Below are 17176 nucleotides of genomic sequence, written 5' to 3'. Positions count from 1 at the left end.
AAATCGCCCTTGAGCATGCCGACGTGTTGCCTGTTACGCCAACGATCGTCAATGTCATGCTACGGCTGAACGGCTTTGCGTAAATCCTGTTACTCAAAAAATCAACGACGTGTGAAATACGTCGGTTCTTCAAGCTGCTTCTTTAAATCAAAAACAAATAACTGTCCGTCTTCAAACGCACCTTCACGCTGTGATAAACGTAAGGACTTGTCCATGCCCAGGGTTTCAAACCACTGTGCATACATTCCTTCCAGCAAAGCTGGTGACCAGCTCAATGCACCTGCGCCAAATGCCACTTTCAATGGAGACGCGTGGTGGGCCACTACCAGTGCGTCGGCTTCTTCCACCAGCTCTACCCAGCCCCAGTTCATTGTTGACCATACTTGGTTCATGCATGCTTCGAGTGCCTGCAGGCTGCTGCCATCGGCAACATTAAAACCGCTTGCCATGGTGCGTCCCATTTGATACATGAATGCGCGCAAATCCTTGGGTTCAACCTTGGATGCGAATTCGGCAGAAAACGCCGACAGAAAAGCACGCCATTGGTTTGAGCACTGGTGCTCTTCGTAATAAGAAAGATTATTTGTAGACATACTCAGTGCGCCCTTGCGTTGACTTTCTCTCTCTGGCTTGTATCGTGACACGCAAACCTTGGAGAGTGTTGATTCGTTGCGACTTTACCACTCGCGAACATCGGCAGTCCAGTCAAACTGAATAAAGAAATGTCAACAATTTATAAGCAAATCAAGGATTTATAATTATTTATACTTGTTGCATACCATTTTTACAATTGGGCCGCTAAAACCGCTTATTTTGGGCTTTATTTGCATAAAATTTCTTTTATCTCGTCACGCATGTGCCACACACACGACACAGAAAAACTGTCGCCCATCACCAAAAAATCGTCGCGGCCAAACCGGAACGATGCAGGTCAACCTGATCTTGAGATGCGTCTGGTTTTGCACGCCCTGCATGATCATTCCGCGACCATGCCTGCTTGCGATCAGCGCTGCTTGTTGAGGCCGGTCAGCAACCAGTCAATGATTTTCTGGATACTTTGCGAGGCAGGATTGTCGGGCTTATACTCCAGCACTGGCCGTTCATACGCCAATGCTTCTTCGACTTGCGGACTTTCCTGCACGATGAAAGGCACCATGCGATCACCAAGACGATCTGCTATCAGCGTAAGCACGTCTTGTGCCAGTTGTCGCTGTGAACCCTGATTGACGATGTAGGCAGAACCCACATCGGCGTTGCTGCGTTGACCATATGTGGAAATAAGTTCTTCCATTTCTGGCAAGGTGGAATAGGAAGCGGCATCGGCCAGAACCACGACCAGCAAAAAATCGGCTGCATGGATGGCCTGCTGCAAATAGACCGAGGGGCCTGGTGGCGTATCCAGCAAGACCACCGCATTGTCTGGCAACTTGGCGGCCTGCAGTTTTTTGCGCAGCCAGGTGTCCTGCTTTTCCAGCACTTGTTCAAAGCGTATGCGCTGGGCTTCGCCATCATTGCCATACGGCAAAAAATCAACCCCGAAAGGGCTGGTGTAACAGGCGTCCATCAGTTTGGCGCGGGCGGCTGTCAGCAGGCTGATGCCGTTGGTATCACCCGGCTCCAGCCCACCAAGATGCCATTGCATGGCATTTTGCGGATCAAGATCAAGAATGGTGACGGGCAAACCGCGCTGCGCCATCCCGACACCAAGATTGGCGGTAATCGTGGTTTTACCGACACCGCCTTTGGCAGAAACAATAGCAATGACGATCATGCTTGCGCCCCATGCCCCGACAGGCGGCGTAAGGCGGCTGACATCAGGCCGTTCCCCCGACCGTCAGGCCTTCAATACGCAGGCTGGGTTGCCCTACCCCTACCGGCAGGCTCTGGCCTTCCTTGCCGCAGACACCGACACCGGAATCAAGGCGCAGGTCATTGCCTATCATGCTGACATGGTTCAGCACTTCGGGTCCGTTGCCGACCAGGGTCGCACCCTTGACTGGATAGGTGATCTTGCCGTTTTCTATCATATAGGCTTCACTGGCTGAAAAAACGAACTTGCCATTCGTGATATCGACCTGACCACCGCCAAAGTTGACGGCATATAAACCATTTTTTACAGATGCCAGAATTTCTTCCGGGTCCTTGTCGCCAGCCAGCATGTACGTATTGGTCATGCGCGGCATAGGCAGGTGGGCGAAAGACTCGCGTCTGGCATTGCCGGTCACCGGCATTTTCATCAGGCGTGCATTCATGGTGTCCTGCATATAGTTTTTCAGGATACCGTCTTCTATCAGTGTCGTGCACTGGGTAGGATTGCCTTCATCATCCATGTTCAGTGAACCACGGCGATTCTGCAAGGTGCCATCATCCACCACGGTGACGCCTTTGGCAGCGACCCGCTGGCCGATACGACCCGAGAAGGTGCTGGAACCCTTGCGGTTGAAATCACCTTCCAGACCATGGCCGATGGCTTCATGCAGCAACACCCCTGGCCAGCCAGGGCCGAGTACCACGGTCATTGGACCAGCCGGAGCCGGACGCGCATCAAGGTTGACGATAGCCGATTTCACGGCTTCATCTGCATATTTTTCCAGCAGGGCATCGGTAAAATACGAATAATCATAACGACCACCGCCACCGCTGTTACCCATTTCGCGACGGCCATTCTGTTCCGCAATCACGGTCAGTGATACCCGCACCAGGGGACGGATATCGGCAGCGATGACACCGTCACTGCGTGCCACCAATACCACATCATATTCACCAGCTATGTTGGCCATCACTTGCACGATGCGTGGATCTTTCGCACGGGCAATTTTTTCCAGGCGTTCGAGCAACTGCACTTTTTGATTCGCATCCAGCGAATTCAGCGGATCATCACGCAGATACAGGGCACGACCATTCAAACCTTCAAGGCCTTGCAGACTGGATGCGACCTGTATCTTGCCTGCACCCTGGCGGGCAATGGTGCGGGTTGCCTTGGCGGCATCCAGCAAAGCCTGTTCAGATATTTCATCAGAGTAAGAAAAAGCCGTCTTGTCGCCCGACACGGCACGTACACCGACACCCTGGTCGATGGAAAAACTACCGGTCTTGACGATGCCTTCTTCCAGACTCCAGCCTTCATTGCGGGTGAACTGGAAATACAGATCAGCATAATCAACCTTATGGCTGAACATGCTGGCCAGCACTTTGCTGAGTTTGGATTCGTCCAGGCCGAAAGGGGTCAGCAGGATGTCGCGGGCAATGCCGAGATAGCTTAAAGCGGGATCATATGGAGTCATGGATGGCTTCTGAAAACAACAAATTAATATAGTAGGACTTACGCAAAACCGCCCCAGCTGCGTTGCAGCTCCTAGCCGTACTACAAACTAAAACAGGGCAAATTAAAGTCCTATGCCACATTGTAGAGCAATACGGGCCGTCTCTGCAGCAGCTTACAGCTTGCGATGACGCAAGGCTGGCAGGCTTTCACGTATGCTGGCGATCAGGGCTTCATCGATGTCGCCGCTGACGATGCCCTCACCCTCTTCCTGTACGGCAAGTATCTTGCCCCAGGGGTCGATCAGCATGCTGTGTCCCCAGGTGCGGCGGCCATTCACATGCTTGCCACCTTGCCCGCAAGCAAGTACATAACACTGGTTTTCTATGGCCCTGGCGCGCAACAGAATTTCCCAATGTGCCTGTCCTGTCGTGTAGGTAAATGCAGCCGGCACCACGATCAGGGAACAGGTACCCAGCGCACGAAATAATTCCGGGAAACGCAAGTCATAGCAGATGGACAAAGCAATCTGGCCAAACCCGGCATCAAAGCTACTGACTTGCTCACCAGCAACAATGGTGCGTGCCTCTTCATACGACTCGTCACCCTTACTGAAACCGAACAGATGAATTTTGTCGTAGCGCGCCACCTGTTCGCCTTGCGGGTTAAATACCAGCGTGGTGTTCAAGACCTTGCCGGGCTCTGCCGCTTGCAGTGGAATGGTGCCGCCTATCAGCCACACACCCAGGCTGCGCGCGGTGTCGGCCATGAAACTTTGCATGCTGCCGTGGCCGATTTCTTCGGCAACGTTGACCTTGTCGGTCTCATGCAAGCCCATCAGTGGCCAGTATTCGGGTAACAGTAACAGCTTCGCACCGGCATCCGCAGCGGCTTGCATCAGGCGTTTTGCGGTAACAATATTTTCTGCTACCACCGGTGTGGAAATCATTTGTATTGCAGCTATTTTCATTTCACCCTCTTCCTTATTTACCCGCTTATTTGACCACTTATTTGCCTATTTCTGGCATCTACTGAGCTGCCATGGGTTTGCGATTATTTTTTGCTTCATCGCGATTGTCCATCTTGGTCACGGTGGGCTCTTTCCATGAGCCACTGATCTGGTATTCAAAAGTAAAGGCCTTGCTCAAAGGTTCACGCAAGAACAACTGAGCAAGAAAGGTGCCCAGGCCGATCACCGGATTGACTGCCAAACCATACACCACGGAAGCGGTGCCCACATTCACGACCGGGATCACGGTCGCATGCAGGTTCTGCGATTCATGCACAATATCAGCATTTCCCTGCAAGAGTACGGTGGCGCTCACGCCCAGCATTTTGAGGTTATCGGTTTTTGCCACGCCCTGCTGTATCTGGGCCATCCCGGCGATGGAATCAAAGGCAAAGCCGTCAGAAAATACATCACGGAAATCCAGTGTCAGACGACGTGGCAACGACTGCATGCTCAGCACGCCCAGCAGCTTGGCCGCCCCCGGATCCACCTTCAAAAATTGCCCGCTAGAAAGTACCAGTTTGATCTGCCCGTTCATGCTCGGTATATCCATGGCAAAAGGAAGGCCATTCCAGTGCACGTCACCTTCAAGTTTGCCGCGTCCGCCGCGTAACACATCAACAAAACCCAGACGCTCCAGCAATTTGCCGGCATTCACCACATCCAGCACATAGTTGAGCTGGGTGCGGCCATCGCCGCCCTGACTGGACCATTTGCCGTTGCCACTGAATTCTGCATCCGGGTTTTTCAGCAAGACCTTGTTGATCTGCCATTCACGCGCGTTGTTGCCCTGGGCTTGCCCGCTGTTGCCTTGAGCTTGCCCGCTGGTGCTTTGAGCTTGATTCACAGCTTGCAATTCCAGATACCCCAGTTTTTTATTGAACAACTCAAAATTCTCGGCTACGATATCCAGCCCCGGTATCTGGGTCGTCGTGTTTTTACCTTCCAACAATTCACTGACATCAGCCGCTGCCGATTGCGGAATGATGAGATTACTCAGCCTGGCCGTCACACTACCCACACCCTGGCCGCCCGGACCTTCATTCCAGGTCAGGTAACCAGCTGCCTGATTGGAATGGATATTCGCCTGCCAGACATTCTTTTGATGGGTGACACCGACCACCACATTTTCCAGCTGCTTGCCCATAATATGCAGCTCTGGCGTCCGTGCGGCCATGGAAGTTGGTTCCAGATATGGACTAAGATCAAGCTCCATATTCTCTTTTTCAAGCCCGGTATTCTGGCCTGCATTGGCTGCCTGTGCGCTGCTGCCGCCGCTGTTACTGTTATTGCTGTTATTGCTGCTATTGATGTTATTACTACTGGCAGCAGGTACAGCCAGACGCCGCCATTCATCGATATTCAGGGACTTGAGTTCGATATTGGCACTCAAGCCGCTGTCTGGTTCGGGGGCCGGTGCATTCACACCTATACCGCCACGCAGCACCTGCCATGGCGCGCCGCCGGTCTTTTGGCGCAGATAGCGGGCATTCACGGTATTGCCCAGCGAGACACGGAGATCATCGCGCCAGACTTGCGCATCGTTGCTGGCCAGGGGCAGCATTTCAAAGCGCAAGGGCATGGCTTCCATTGCACTCTTTTTCAAAGGCAAGGGGAAGTTCAATGCCAGCCCGCTCAGGTTTGATTCAATCACTATCTCTGGCTGGCGTTTCTTGACATGGATGCTGGCGCTATAACGGGCACTGCCAGTAATGCGCTCACCGATTCGATCCGCCATGGAGGGCGGCATCACCTTGCGCAAACCTTCTGCCGTCATGTTGCCGTCCAGCCGCACTTTGACGCTGTTATCTTTTTGTGAGCCACCGGTGATCTGCACCCCGCTGCCCAGCAAATTGCCTTTCAGCGTGCCCAGATTGACGCCAGTTTCATTAAATTCCAACCTGCCGTTCAGGCCAGACACCATCGGTATATTGGGCTGCAAGACCACGTCATTATTGGCAAAATTCAAAACGCCCTGGACCTTGGATTCAATCAGGTGTTGCAACGGTAATTGCAGTTTCAGCGACAAGGCCGCCGGGGCCGTGGTTTTTGTCTCTTTCAGGAAATGCCCCAGCCAGCCACTGACCGGGCTGGCACCGACATAGCCCAGCATGTTTTGCAGGCTGCCATTGACGGTGCCATCGATATTCAGAATGCCATTATGGTGGGCCAGGTCGGGAATCACTGCCTTGACCTTTTTCAGGTCCACACCCAAAGTCCTGGCGGTATCGCCATTGATTTCCATCCTGGCTTTATCAAAAATAAAATTCCCTTTGATATCTTCAATCACGGGCCACAAGGGGTGACCATCTTCCGCCAGGGCACCGGCGGTGAAGTCCAGCTTGCCGCCGGTCAGGTTACCTTTGACGACAAATTCGCCCTTATGCGCACGCTTGCCATCGGTACCGGTAAAAGGAAAATGCGCGAGATCACCCTTGATGCGTATGGTGACATCGTCCGCCCGGCCATCCAGGATGGAATTCAATAACCAGTGGCGCAGTTGGTCAGGTGCCACGGTAGGAATATAACGATCCAGCTGTTTTAAATCAAAACCCGAAATATTCCCGGTCAGATCCACCTCGCCCGGCTGGGCATCGGCACCATGGCGCATGGACATGATGTGCCTGCCACTCAGCACGGCATGCATGCCTTCTTGCTGGGCGTCCATTTTATTAATCTGAAAAATCAGCTTGTCTTGCGCCACAAACTGCCATTGTGCCTGCATCAGCAGACGCGAGAACGGCATCAGCGGATCAACAAAATAGCTGGGCAGGCGCAAGGACAAATCTTTGGAATCAAGGGTAAAGTTGCCGCCCTTGTCATTTGCTTCGATATGGCCAGACAGGTTTTCAAATCCGGGAATGGCAGGCACTGCTGCCTTGGCCGGCAACTGTGCCGTCCTGGTGCGTGCCAACTGGGCTGGCTGGGCCTGCATGGACAAATTGATAAACTGCCCCTTGATACTGTAAGAGGCAACATCCGGATAACTGCCCTGCCATTTGGCGGTAAAGTCCCTGAGCTGGCCCCTGGGGGCAAAATCCACCAGCATCTGGCGCTGGTCAGCCGGCAGTGGCAAATGCTCGGCAAAATTGGCCAGGGTTTGCAAATCCAGGGTCTTCACATAGAGCTCAACCTTTTCGGGTTGGCCTTTTTCACCGGGAGTAAAAGTTTCCTTGATGCTGGTAGGCGGCAATTGCTCGCCATCGCGGGTGCGCATGGAAAAATCGATGAGCGATATGCTGTGGCCCGACTGGCCAAACACCGACGACAGGTATTTTGCCTTCAGTGCCTGGTGTTCGCTGGCGACCAGGCGGCCACTGACCAGGGCCATGTCCAGTTCTGGCAGGTCGGCACGAAATTTACCGACGACATCCGTCAGACTGAGATCGGCAGTCAGGTCGGCGACCCGGCCTTTTTCCAGATGCAGCCATGAACGTACCGAGCCATACCCTTTTTTGACATCCGCCGGATAATCGACATAGGCCTTCAGCGCCAGCAAATCGGCATGTCGCAGGTCAGTATACAGTTCCCCCGACCACAAGGAAAAATCGGCTATTTTTTTGGCAAACACCGGGTGCTGGAAATCACCACGGATATCCAGCGGTGCAGACAAGCTGGCGGGCGGTGTGGCTTTCAGGGCAAAACGGTGATGACGCCACTGGTTTTGCAAGACAAAGCTGACATCTGGCAGTGTCAATTCTGGCGCGTTGCGCAGCTTGTCGGTCCAGCGCACCGCGCCATTGCGTATCACAATTTCACGCTGTGACAGCACCCAGTCCATGCCCTGGCCCTTGCTTTCGGCTGCCGGGTCGATCAAGAACCCGCCGACAAAGAATTTGCCGTCGGCTTCACGCGCCACGTCCAGCGCCGGTTTTTCAATCACGACGCGTTCAAAACGCAGGTCTGCCACTGCCAGCGTCCACCAGGACAGCGTCGCCGAGACCTGTGGCAGGCTCAGTGCGGGCATACCCTTGGCGTCATGCAGCACGACATTATCCAGCACCAGTTGCGGATTCAGCCCCTGCCAGGAAGCGTGCAAGTTAGCAATTTGCAATTGCCGTCCCAGCGACGCCGAAATCATTTTCTCGATATCCGGTTTGTAGCTGTTCACATTCGGCAAGACGACATAGCGCAACACCAGCACCAGGGCGCAAAACAGGAAATACAGCAAGAGCAGAAATTTCAGCGTAAGACGCAGCCCCCGGCCGCAGGTACGCCAGGTATACCCACAAAACCACCAGAACCGGCTGGGTGGTGGCGGGATTTCTTCCGTCTTTGCGGGATGAGCAATGTGTGCTTGTTCTGCCTGAGTCATTGCCAAATTTCAATCTGTAGAGAAGTCGTACCTGAAGTCAACTGTGCCCAACTGTTATCCCTTTGTCTTGCCATAACATCTATGGCAGGGATGACACTTACGGCTAACGTCAACTCGTGGGCTGCAAATAACGGGAAGCCCTTCATTTTCAACATGTCAACTGCTCTGGCATTTTGTCTCTGATCCTTATCGCCACACCCGCCAGGGCCCGCTCCGGCATACTGGTCTGGTTGACGATTTTCTTATACTCAACAGGAGTATCAATATATTTATGTCCGATTGCGCTGCGGATTTAACTTCTGACAGCGCATACTGCACCACTAGAGCCTGTTTACGTTCTTAGGGCGCAGATCGCTTAAAATCAATAGCATCTTTGGCTAACTATGCCCCATTATGACTGCAAGCCCTTCCCCAGACGCTGAAATACTTCAGGCTTCCCGCTTTTTCACCAACTGGCTTAACGCAGATGTCAGCCGAAAAACGCTTTTACAGCAAGTTTCTGAATTATCCTTGAGACCAGAGGGTTTTGCGCAGTTTTTACAAAAAGAAATATACGCGGGCCAGTCTCTTAACAAAGCCATGCGCCGTTTGCGCAATCTGGTGATCTGTTCCCTCATCCAACGCGATCTTGGTGGACAGGCAGACATGGATGAGGTAGTCACCACCATCAGCCTGTTTGCCGACTTTGTCGTCCAGCAGCACTTACAGGCCATTAACGCCGACATGCAAGCCATGCACGGCATTCCCCTTGGTGAAGAAAGCGGTGCCGAACAGGCCCTGATCGTGCTGGGTATGGGCAAGCTCGGTGGTTTTGAACTGAATGTCTCTTCTGACATTGATTTAATCTTTTGCTATGCCGAAGATGGCGAAACCCGGGTGCAGGACGCAACACAGCGTAGCCTGTCCAACCATGAATACTTCAGCCGTCTGGGTAAAAAACTGATTGCCGCCATTTCTGAAGTGACCGAAGACGGTTTCAGCTTCCGCGTCGATATGGCCTTGCGCCCGAATGGGGCATCGGGCCCGCTGGTGGCCAGCTTCAACATGATAGAAGAATACTTTCTGATCCAGGGACGGGAATGGGAACGTTATGCCTGGGTCAAGGCACGTGCCATGACTGGCCAGCCGGCCGATATTGCGGCGCTGGAAAAAATCATCCGCCCCTTTGTGTATCGCCGTTATCTCGATTATGGGGCGATTGATTCCCTGCGCTCCATGCATGGCCAGATCAGGGCCGAAGTCGTGCGCCAGGAAACCAAGCATCCCGAGCGCAGCAATAATGTCAAACTGGGCCGTGGCGGTATCCGCGAGGTGGAATTTCTGGCGCAGGTGTTCCAGCTCATCCGTGGCGGCCGCGATGCGAGTCTGCGTGATCGCTCTACCCGCAAGACTTTACAGACCCTGGCTGACAAAGGCATCCTGGATACCGCCATCGTCAAGCGCCTGCTGGATTCTTACACCTTCCTGCGTAACCTGGAGCACCGCCTGCAATATCTGGATGATGCCCAGACCCATACCTTCCCTGTGCGGGAAGAAGACCAGCAAAGAATCGCCTGCATGATGGGCTGCGTCAGCGTCGCTGCATTGCTGGATCAATTGCGCCCGCACCGTGAATTCATCGCCGAACAGTTTGATGCGATTTTCCGCGACAAGGGCAACAATAACAGCGAGACTGAACAAGGCATGCTGGCCATCAGCCTGTCTGGCCCTGACAGCGACGAACTGATTGCCAACCATCTGGCCGGTTTAGGATTTTCTGGCGGCGATGCCACTGCCATTACGCAAAGGCTGATGGCGACCTGGCAGTCGCCCAGGGTACAGGCCTTGTCAGAAGCCAGTCGCAACAAATTGATTGCCCTGATCAACCATGCCCTGAACATCGTCGCCCGCCAGGGCAATAATCAACTGCTGGCCTGGAACCGCCTGCTTGATTTCATGGAAACCATTGCCCGCCGCGCCGCCTACCTGGCCCTGCTGACCGAATACCCGCATGCACTGGCACGTGTCATACGCATGATGGCAGCCAGCGACTGGGCAGCCAAGTTCCTGAGCCGTCACCCTATCCTGCTGGATGAATTGCTGGACGAATCTTCGCTGCATCAGCGCCCCGACTGGGCAGCTTTCCGGCTGGATCTGCAACATCAGTTGGAGCAGCATCAGGGGGATACCGAAAGGCAGATGGAAACCCTGCGCGAAATGCATCATGCGCTGCAATTCCGCTTGCTGGCACAGGATCTGGAAGGCCAGTTGAGCGTCGAGCATCTGGCCGATGAATTATCGCAACTGGCAGATATCATCGTCGCTGCCGTCTTGCAATCAGCCTGGGAAACCATCGCCAGCCGCCATCGGCTCACGCCGCGCTTTGCTGTCATCGCCTATGGCAAACAGGGGGGCAAGGAACTGGGTTATGCATCCGACCTGGATGTCATCTTCCTGTATGACGATGAAGATCAGGAAGCACCAGCCAATTATGCCAAGCTGGCACAACGCTTCATCACCTGGATGACCAGCCACACGCCGGCCGGTATTTTGTTTGATATCGATATCGCGCTGCGGCCAGATGGTGCCAGTGGCCTGCTGGTATCGTCCGTGGCTTCCTTTGCCCGCTACCAGGAAAAATCTGCCTGGCTGTGGGAACACCAGGCCCTGACACGCGCCCGCTTTTGTGCCGGTGACACCACCATCGGCGCGCAGTTTGAAGAAATACGCGAGCAGGTCTTGCGCCAGCAAAGGGATGACGACAAGCTACGCAGCGAAGTCATCACTATGCGCAAGAAAATGCATGATGCCCATGTCAACCGCAGCGAACTGTTTGATCTCAAGCAGGATGCCGGTGGCATGATAGACATAGAATTTATCGTGCAATACCTGGTATTGAAATACGCCAGCCAGTATCCGGAACTGACCGCCAACAAGGGTAACATCGCCCTGTTGATACGCTGCGGTGAACTGGGTTTGATTGATGCAGGGCTGGCGAATCAGACTGCAGTCGCTTATCGCCTGTTCCGCAAATTACAGCATGGCATACGCCTGCAGGGCGAAGACCGGGCCCGGGTAGAACCAGAAATGATCGCCAAAGAAGCGCATGCAAGCAAAGCACTATGGGATAGCCTGCTGGCTTAGGTGTCACGAAAATGAACATGCCATCCAGAGTACACTCTGGATGGCATGTTTTGTTTGCATACAGGCGAGAGAACATCCTGCCTGGAGCTCAAGAACCTGTATACGATCTGTAGCGAGCGAGCGTCAACGGGGTGAAGAGCCGCGCAAAAAGCGGAATGTACTCAAGTACATGAGCATTTTGAGCAGCGCATGAGCCCCGATCACGCACGCGCAGTAAGATCGCTAAGGACGTGAACCGACAACTTCAACCGTGACCCGACGATTTTTGGAACGGCCTTCACTGGTCTTGTTGTCAGCAATCGGCTGGGTTTCGCCTTTACCTTCGGTATACACGCGTGAAGCATCAATCCCTTTGGTAATCAGATAGGCCTTGACGGCTTCAGCGCGACGGATGGACAGTTTTTGATTATAGTCATCACTGCCTACCGAATCGGTATGACCGACCGTGATCATCACTTCCGTATTCATACCCTGCAGCTTGCTCAGCAAATCATCGAGCGCCTGCTTGCCCGCAGGTTTGACGATGGATTTGTCAAAATCAAATAGCGCTTCGGCATTGAATGTGACTTTTTCAGAAACCGGCTGTGGTCTTGGCGGTGGTGGCGCTGGACGAAAGACAGGTGCTGGTGCCGGCTCCATGACTGGTGCAGGAGTCGGTGGTGCAATATAGGATACCGGCCTTACGTAGGCAGGCTTCCCCAATTTGTAGACGACACTGATGGAATAAAAATCGACATCGCCACGATTGCCCACCGCGTCATTGACACGGTATCGTTCTGCTTCACCGCGCAGGGCCAGTGCTTCAGTAAATTTATATTCCAGACCAAGCCCGACTTTAGGGTTCAGTTTTTTCTCGCTAGGATTGGGGTTGGTGACTGCATACAGACGGTTGCCGGTGAAATGGGCATCCGCCCTGGCATAATTCGCGCCGATGCGTCCAAGCAGGGAAAAACGTTCCGATAAAGGTAGCTGCCCGACCAGATCCAGATTGAAGCCGCGAAAGCCGACTTCACCACTGAGAGTGCCTGGCGGCGTGGTGGTGGCATCAAAACCAAATTTTCCCAGATCAAAATACCCGCCTTCAATGGCAAAGTATTTATTCATCTGCTTGCCCAGAAACAGCTTGTAAGCCGTGTCACGCTCGCTAGTGCGGAAGGTGACACCGCTGGCGCCGTTATTCATCAGGCTGCGTGTCAAGGTATCCTTATCGATAGTGGCCCTCGCACGACCGGCACCACCGCCTATGTACCAGGCACTATCGGCCCAATCCGGGTTGGTCCAGGGTTCATCGGCTTGTGCCAGTTGGCTGGCAAGCAGCGCGCAGGCGAACAAGTTGAGTGTCATTAATTTTTTTGGCAGCGCCATGTGTTTCTCCTGATGAGATGAGTGAAATTGGATGAAAGGGAGCGACGTGATCCCTTTCATGTATCCATGATTTTTTAACGTGCAATCACGTTATTTTTAAGAGTCACTGCACTGCCAGACAAAACACGGCCATTTTGCAATGTTGCCGTATCGCCCATCGTGATGCCGGCAGATTGCGCCATGATGGTTCCCTTGAACACGCTGTTTGCACCGAGTGTGGTAGCCGCCACTGGCACCCAGAACACACTGCTGGCAGACGCGCCACCCGTTAAGGCAACAATAGAATTGGCCACTGAATTTAAAGTCGAACTGCTACGGAACAAATACAGGCCAGCGCCATTCATGGTAAAGGTGCCAGTAATATTGATCGCACCTGCATAGCAATACACACCAGGTGTAAAGGTTTGTCCACCCAGATCGATCCCGCTGGCAGAGCTGGAAGTACAGGTACGGCTATTGGCATCCGCAATCGCCACCTGAAGGTCAGACAGGGCCGTGTTCAAAATAGCGCCGGATTTGTAATTAATGAAACCGGCGGTCTGTACCGGATCCACAATCTGTGACTGTGAACCGACATCACCGCTGATCAGGGTAGTACCGCCCGAATTATTGGTGATCGATGTGCCTGCCAGTACCGCAAAGCTGGTGGCACTGCCCAGATTAATGCCGGCAACCGGTGCCGCCGTGACAGTAAAACTGGTAGTCACTGTCTGCGCTCCCTGAGTAGCAGAGATATTCGTCACACCAGGGGCAATAGCCACTACCTGGCCACTGGCCGACACACTGGCAACACCGCTTGCACTGGAAAGCCAGTTGACTGTGCTGTTGATGTTATTGCTGGTTCCATTTGAATAGTTACCAGTTGCCGTGAACTGTTGCGACGCGCCGACTGTTACGCTTGCATTGGATGGCGTCAGACCGATACTGCTGAGTGTCACGACCGGTGTCACTGTCAAGCTGGCCGCACCAGACTTGCCAGACAAATTAGCTGTAATGGTAGTCGTTCCACTTGACAGGCCATTCGCAACACCGCTCGCCGATACGCTGGCAATCGCCGTATTGGCCGTAGTCCAGCTCACCGCATTGCTGATGTTGAGACTGCTGCCATCGGAAAAACTACCGGTAGCGACAAAGTTTTGCGTACCACCTACCCCGATGCTCGGAATGCCCGGCGTCACAGCGATGGTATTTAATGTTGCTACCGGCAAGACATTGATGGTCGCAGAACCGGATTTGGTGCCGGATATGGCCACCACAGGTGCACTACCCGCCGTGACCGCGCTCACCAGACCGCTTGCAGTAACCGTCGCAACCGGGCTGGCACCTGAGGTCCATGTCACGGAATTGGTGATGACAGCAGTGCTACCGTCAGAATAACTACCCGTGGCAACCAGACCTTGCGTCGCACCAACAAGCATATTGGTGTTGGCTGGCGTGACCGCAATCGAAGTCAGTGCAGTACCAGACAAGACGGTCAGTGTTGATGTCGCCGTTTTTCCGGCTGAACTTGCTGTGATAATTGTGGTGCCTGCAGAGATACCCGTGGCAACACCTGAAGCCAGGATGGTCGCAACCGATGTGGTACCAGAACTCCAGGTGACAGAGTTTGTGATATTCACATTGCTGCCATCAGAGTAAGTACCGGTCGCTATAAATGCCTGGGTTGATCCTACCGATAAATTGGCAGTCAAAGGGGTAATGGCAATGGAGTTCAGGGTAATCGCAGGTATCACCACCAAGGAAGCAGAGGCTGTCTTGCCACCCAGGGTTGCTGTGACGAGTGCAGTGCCGGTGCTGATTCCGCTGGCCAGACCATTCGGTAAGACCGTTGCAATCAATGGTGAGCTGGTAGTCCAGGTCACGCCATTACTGATATTCGCTGTCGTCGCATCAGAATAATTCCCGCTGGCGATAAATTGCTGTGTGCTGCCGACCGCAAGATTGGCATTAACTGGCGTGACGGTAATCGAAGTCAATAACGCCGAACTCACATTAACGGTAGTCGTCGCGCTGCTACCATTAAAGCTTGCAGTGATCGTGGACGTCCCGCTACCGATAGCAGTCACCAAACCGTTGCTGGCCGTGGCAGTTGAGACTGTCGCGATAGCTGGTGTGGCAGAAGAAAAACTGCTGCTGGCGGTGACGTTGACGCTGCTGCCATCAGAATATTTTGCCGTCACAGTCAGTTGTTGCGTGGTACCGATTTGCATAGGCGGATTGGCCGGCGTCAAAGCGATGGACAACAAATTGGCTGCTGTCACGGTCAGCGTGGTAGTGGCCGTCGTGCTACCCGATACGGCATTAACAGTTGACGAACCGATTGCCACACCCGTCGCCAATCCCGTACTGGTGACGGTGGCAAAGGCAGGTGATGCCGAAGTGAAGCTCGAAATTGCCGTGATGTCACTGGTGGTGCCATCAGAGTATGTTCCCATTGCCTGAAACTGTTGCTTGCCACCTACCGCGACAGACGGATTAACAGGAAGCAGTGCAATCGACAGCAGCGATGACTGGGACACAGTCAATGTTGCCGAAGCAGTTTTCCCGCCAAAGCTGGCAGAAATCACGGACGTACCATTCACCACACCTTTGGCGACACCGGTATTACTCACGATGGTTGCGACATTCGGGCTGGCAGAAGTCCAGGCCGACGTCGCAGTGACATCCTGCGAAGCACCATCAGCATACGTTGCCGTCGCCACAAATTGCTGCATACCACCACTTGCTACCGTAGCAGTAACTGGACTGACGGTCAGCGTTGATAAAGTCGCTGACGGTATGCCTAAAATCGGATCACCACCACCACCGCCGCAACCGGCGATCAATGATGTGATGAGCATTGCGGACACGCATGCAAGCGGCCTCAGGTAACGCTGTAGGATATTCATTTTTGCCTTTTTTCAGGTGAGTCCGGTGCCGAGTAATTTCGGTGTGGCCGCAATGCATAATTTTGTTTTGTTGCAGACAGCGACCTCATGTGAAGTTACTTTTCAGAATGGGTTTCACGTGTGGGGGGCAATCTTTATCAGTCTGTGCTTTGACAGGTGATCAAGCGTTTAAGGTTTGATGACCGTATCAAGTGTTACTTATCGCCCTTTCACGGACCATGATCTGTGCGATAACACACTCAACTGTCATTGAATTTATTTAAACCACACATTGAGAAAAAGACTGCCGCATGAAGCGAGGGGAGATGGTGTACCGATTACCGGATCGCAATGGCATGTCGCCAGCAATCAGAAGATGGTATGAGAAAGAAAGTATAAAAAAAAGTCAGTACAAAAAGTCAGTACATGAGAAGCTGGAACCGGCGCCACTATAATGGCGCACAAATAAAACAGGCATGCTCACGCATGCCTGTTTTGAAAATACCTTGCTTACAGATCAGTTATAACTTGTAGATACCGCAGCCAATGATCGTGCCATCATCCAGTTTTTCTATATAGGTGGATTTGTGTTCTATCTCCTTCGTCTGGGGATGCGTCCATTTGTAATCCACCCATCCCTTGCCTTTCTTGCCGGCAAGCTCTAAAAATTCACGGATGAAATATTTATTGTCAGAATCTTTCAGGTCAATCAGGTTTTTGCCTATCAGTTTGGCATTGGCACCATGGGCCAGGGTTTTGCCTGTGGCATCGAAGACAAACAGGTACAGATCCCTGTCCACAAATTGTCCCTTGGGATCATTGATGGCGGTATAAGCAGACTCGTTACCATTCGCCTTGATGAAGTTCTTGCCCTTCTTGACCAGAGCAATCGCCTCTTCCGCACTACCGCGATCACCTGCAGCCAATGCCGGCGACAGAGATAACAACACACCAGCAAAAACCAGGCAAGCCAATACAATTCGTCGCATAGCAGTCTCCGTAGGGGGTAGGATTTTTATCCTACGCCCCGGTTTACCCAAAAGCAAATAAATACTTATGCGCTTGCACAATATGCCGGTGCTGTTTAAACGAATACATTAATCCCTGCCCCCCTCAAACCGGCATAAACCTGGCCAGATACTCAGGCGAATTAATAAACTGCCCGATGAGCGTGACGGCATCCGCGCCCGACTGAGCCAGCAAAGCATTAAAGGTCGCCGCATCCGGTGCATGTC

General features: G+C 53.1%; 9 protein-coding genes. 1 reads left to right on the top strand and 8 read right to left on the bottom strand.

Annotated elements, in window-relative coordinates:
• Positions 1-101 precede the first annotated feature (101 nt).
• From bcsD to ACO0K9_RS27140, 5 genes are all read right to left on the bottom strand, one after another.
• Positions 102-593 (bottom strand): cellulose biosynthesis protein BcsD, encoded by a 492-nt coding sequence (gene bcsD, locus ACO0K9_RS27160; RefSeq protein ID WP_422990374.1) that lies wholly within the window; start codon positions 591-593, stop codon positions 102-104.
• Between the two features lie 410 nt (positions 594-1003).
• Positions 1004-1771 (bottom strand): cellulose biosynthesis protein BcsQ, encoded by a 768-nt coding sequence (bcsQ, locus tag ACO0K9_RS27155; protein ID WP_422990371.1) that lies wholly within the window; start codon positions 1769-1771, stop codon positions 1004-1006.
• A 43-nt stretch (positions 1772-1814) separates the two neighbouring features.
• Positions 1815-3284, bottom strand: coding sequence for a metalloprotease TldD (gene tldD, locus ACO0K9_RS27150; protein WP_422990369.1), 1470 nt, complete (start codon positions 3282-3284; stop codon positions 1815-1817).
• A 153-nt stretch (positions 3285-3437) separates the two neighbouring features.
• Positions 3438-4232 (bottom strand): carbon-nitrogen hydrolase family protein, encoded by a 795-nt coding sequence (locus ACO0K9_RS27145; RefSeq protein WP_422990367.1) that lies wholly within the window; start codon positions 4230-4232, stop codon positions 3438-3440.
• A 58-nt stretch (positions 4233-4290) separates the two neighbouring features.
• Entirely contained in the window at positions 4291-8586 is a 4296-nt protein-coding gene (locus ACO0K9_RS27140) for a YhdP family protein (RefSeq protein WP_422990365.1), read from the bottom strand.
• A gap of 393 nt (positions 8587-8979) precedes the next feature.
• Here ACO0K9_RS27140 and glnE point away from each other — a divergent pair, with 393 nt between their 5' ends.
• Positions 8980-11709 (top strand): bifunctional [glutamate--ammonia ligase]-adenylyl-L-tyrosine phosphorylase/[glutamate--ammonia-ligase] adenylyltransferase, encoded by a 2730-nt coding sequence (gene glnE / locus ACO0K9_RS27135; protein ID WP_422990363.1) that lies wholly within the window; start codon positions 8980-8982, stop codon positions 11707-11709.
• A 222-nt stretch (positions 11710-11931) separates the two neighbouring features.
• Here glnE and ACO0K9_RS27130 read toward each other — a convergent pair whose 3' ends face one another.
• From ACO0K9_RS27130 to ACO0K9_RS27120, 3 genes are all read right to left on the bottom strand, one after another.
• Positions 11932-13074 (bottom strand): OmpA family protein, encoded by a 1143-nt coding sequence (locus ACO0K9_RS27130; protein WP_422990361.1) that lies wholly within the window; start codon positions 13072-13074, stop codon positions 11932-11934.
• A 74-nt stretch (positions 13075-13148) separates the two neighbouring features.
• Positions 13149-15914 (bottom strand): beta strand repeat-containing protein, encoded by a 2766-nt coding sequence (locus ACO0K9_RS27125; protein WP_422990360.1) that lies wholly within the window; start codon positions 15912-15914, stop codon positions 13149-13151.
• A gap of 548 nt (positions 15915-16462) precedes the next feature.
• Entirely contained in the window at positions 16463-16930 is a 468-nt protein-coding gene (locus ACO0K9_RS27120) for a cache domain-containing protein (protein WP_422990358.1), read from the bottom strand.
• Positions 16931-17176: the final 246 nt, after the last annotated feature.

The organism is Undibacterium sp. Ji50W, from assembly GCF_049340445.1.
Lineage (GTDB): Bacteria > Pseudomonadota > Gammaproteobacteria > Burkholderiales > Burkholderiaceae_D > Undibacterium.
This window is presented reverse-complemented; position numbering and strand designations above follow the sequence as displayed.

Bases quoted from the DNA above. Each gene is read 5' to 3' on its own strand.
- ACO0K9_RS27125 (WP_422990360.1), bottom strand. From the start codon at position 15,914: ATGCTCATCACATCATTGATCGCCGGTTGCGGCGGTGGTGGTGGTGAT.
- ACO0K9_RS27130 (WP_422990361.1), bottom strand. From the start codon at position 13,074: ATGGCGCTGCCAAAAAAATTAATGACACTCAACTTGTTCGCCTGCGCG.
- ACO0K9_RS27120 (WP_422990358.1), bottom strand. From the start codon at position 16,930: ATGCGACGAATTGTATTGGCTTGCCTGGTTTTTGCTGGTGTGTTGTTA.
- ACO0K9_RS27140 (WP_422990365.1), bottom strand. From the start codon at position 8,586: ATGACTCAGGCAGAACAAGCACACATTGCTCATCCCGCAAAGACGGAA.
- bcsD (WP_422990374.1), bottom strand. From the start codon at position 593: ATGTCTACAAATAATCTTTCTTATTACGAAGAGCACCAGTGCTCAAAC.
- bcsQ (WP_422990371.1), bottom strand. From the start codon at position 1,771: ATGATCGTCATTGCTATTGTTTCTGCCAAAGGCGGTGTCGGTAAAACC.
- tldD (WP_422990369.1), bottom strand. From the start codon at position 3,284: ATGACTCCATATGATCCCGCTTTAAGCTATCTCGGCATTGCCCGCGAC.
- ACO0K9_RS27145 (WP_422990367.1), bottom strand. From the start codon at position 4,232: ATGAAAATAGCTGCAATACAAATGATTTCCACACCGGTGGTAGCAGAA.
- glnE (WP_422990363.1), top strand. From the start codon at position 8,980: ATGACTGCAAGCCCTTCCCCAGACGCTGAAATACTTCAGGCTTCCCGC.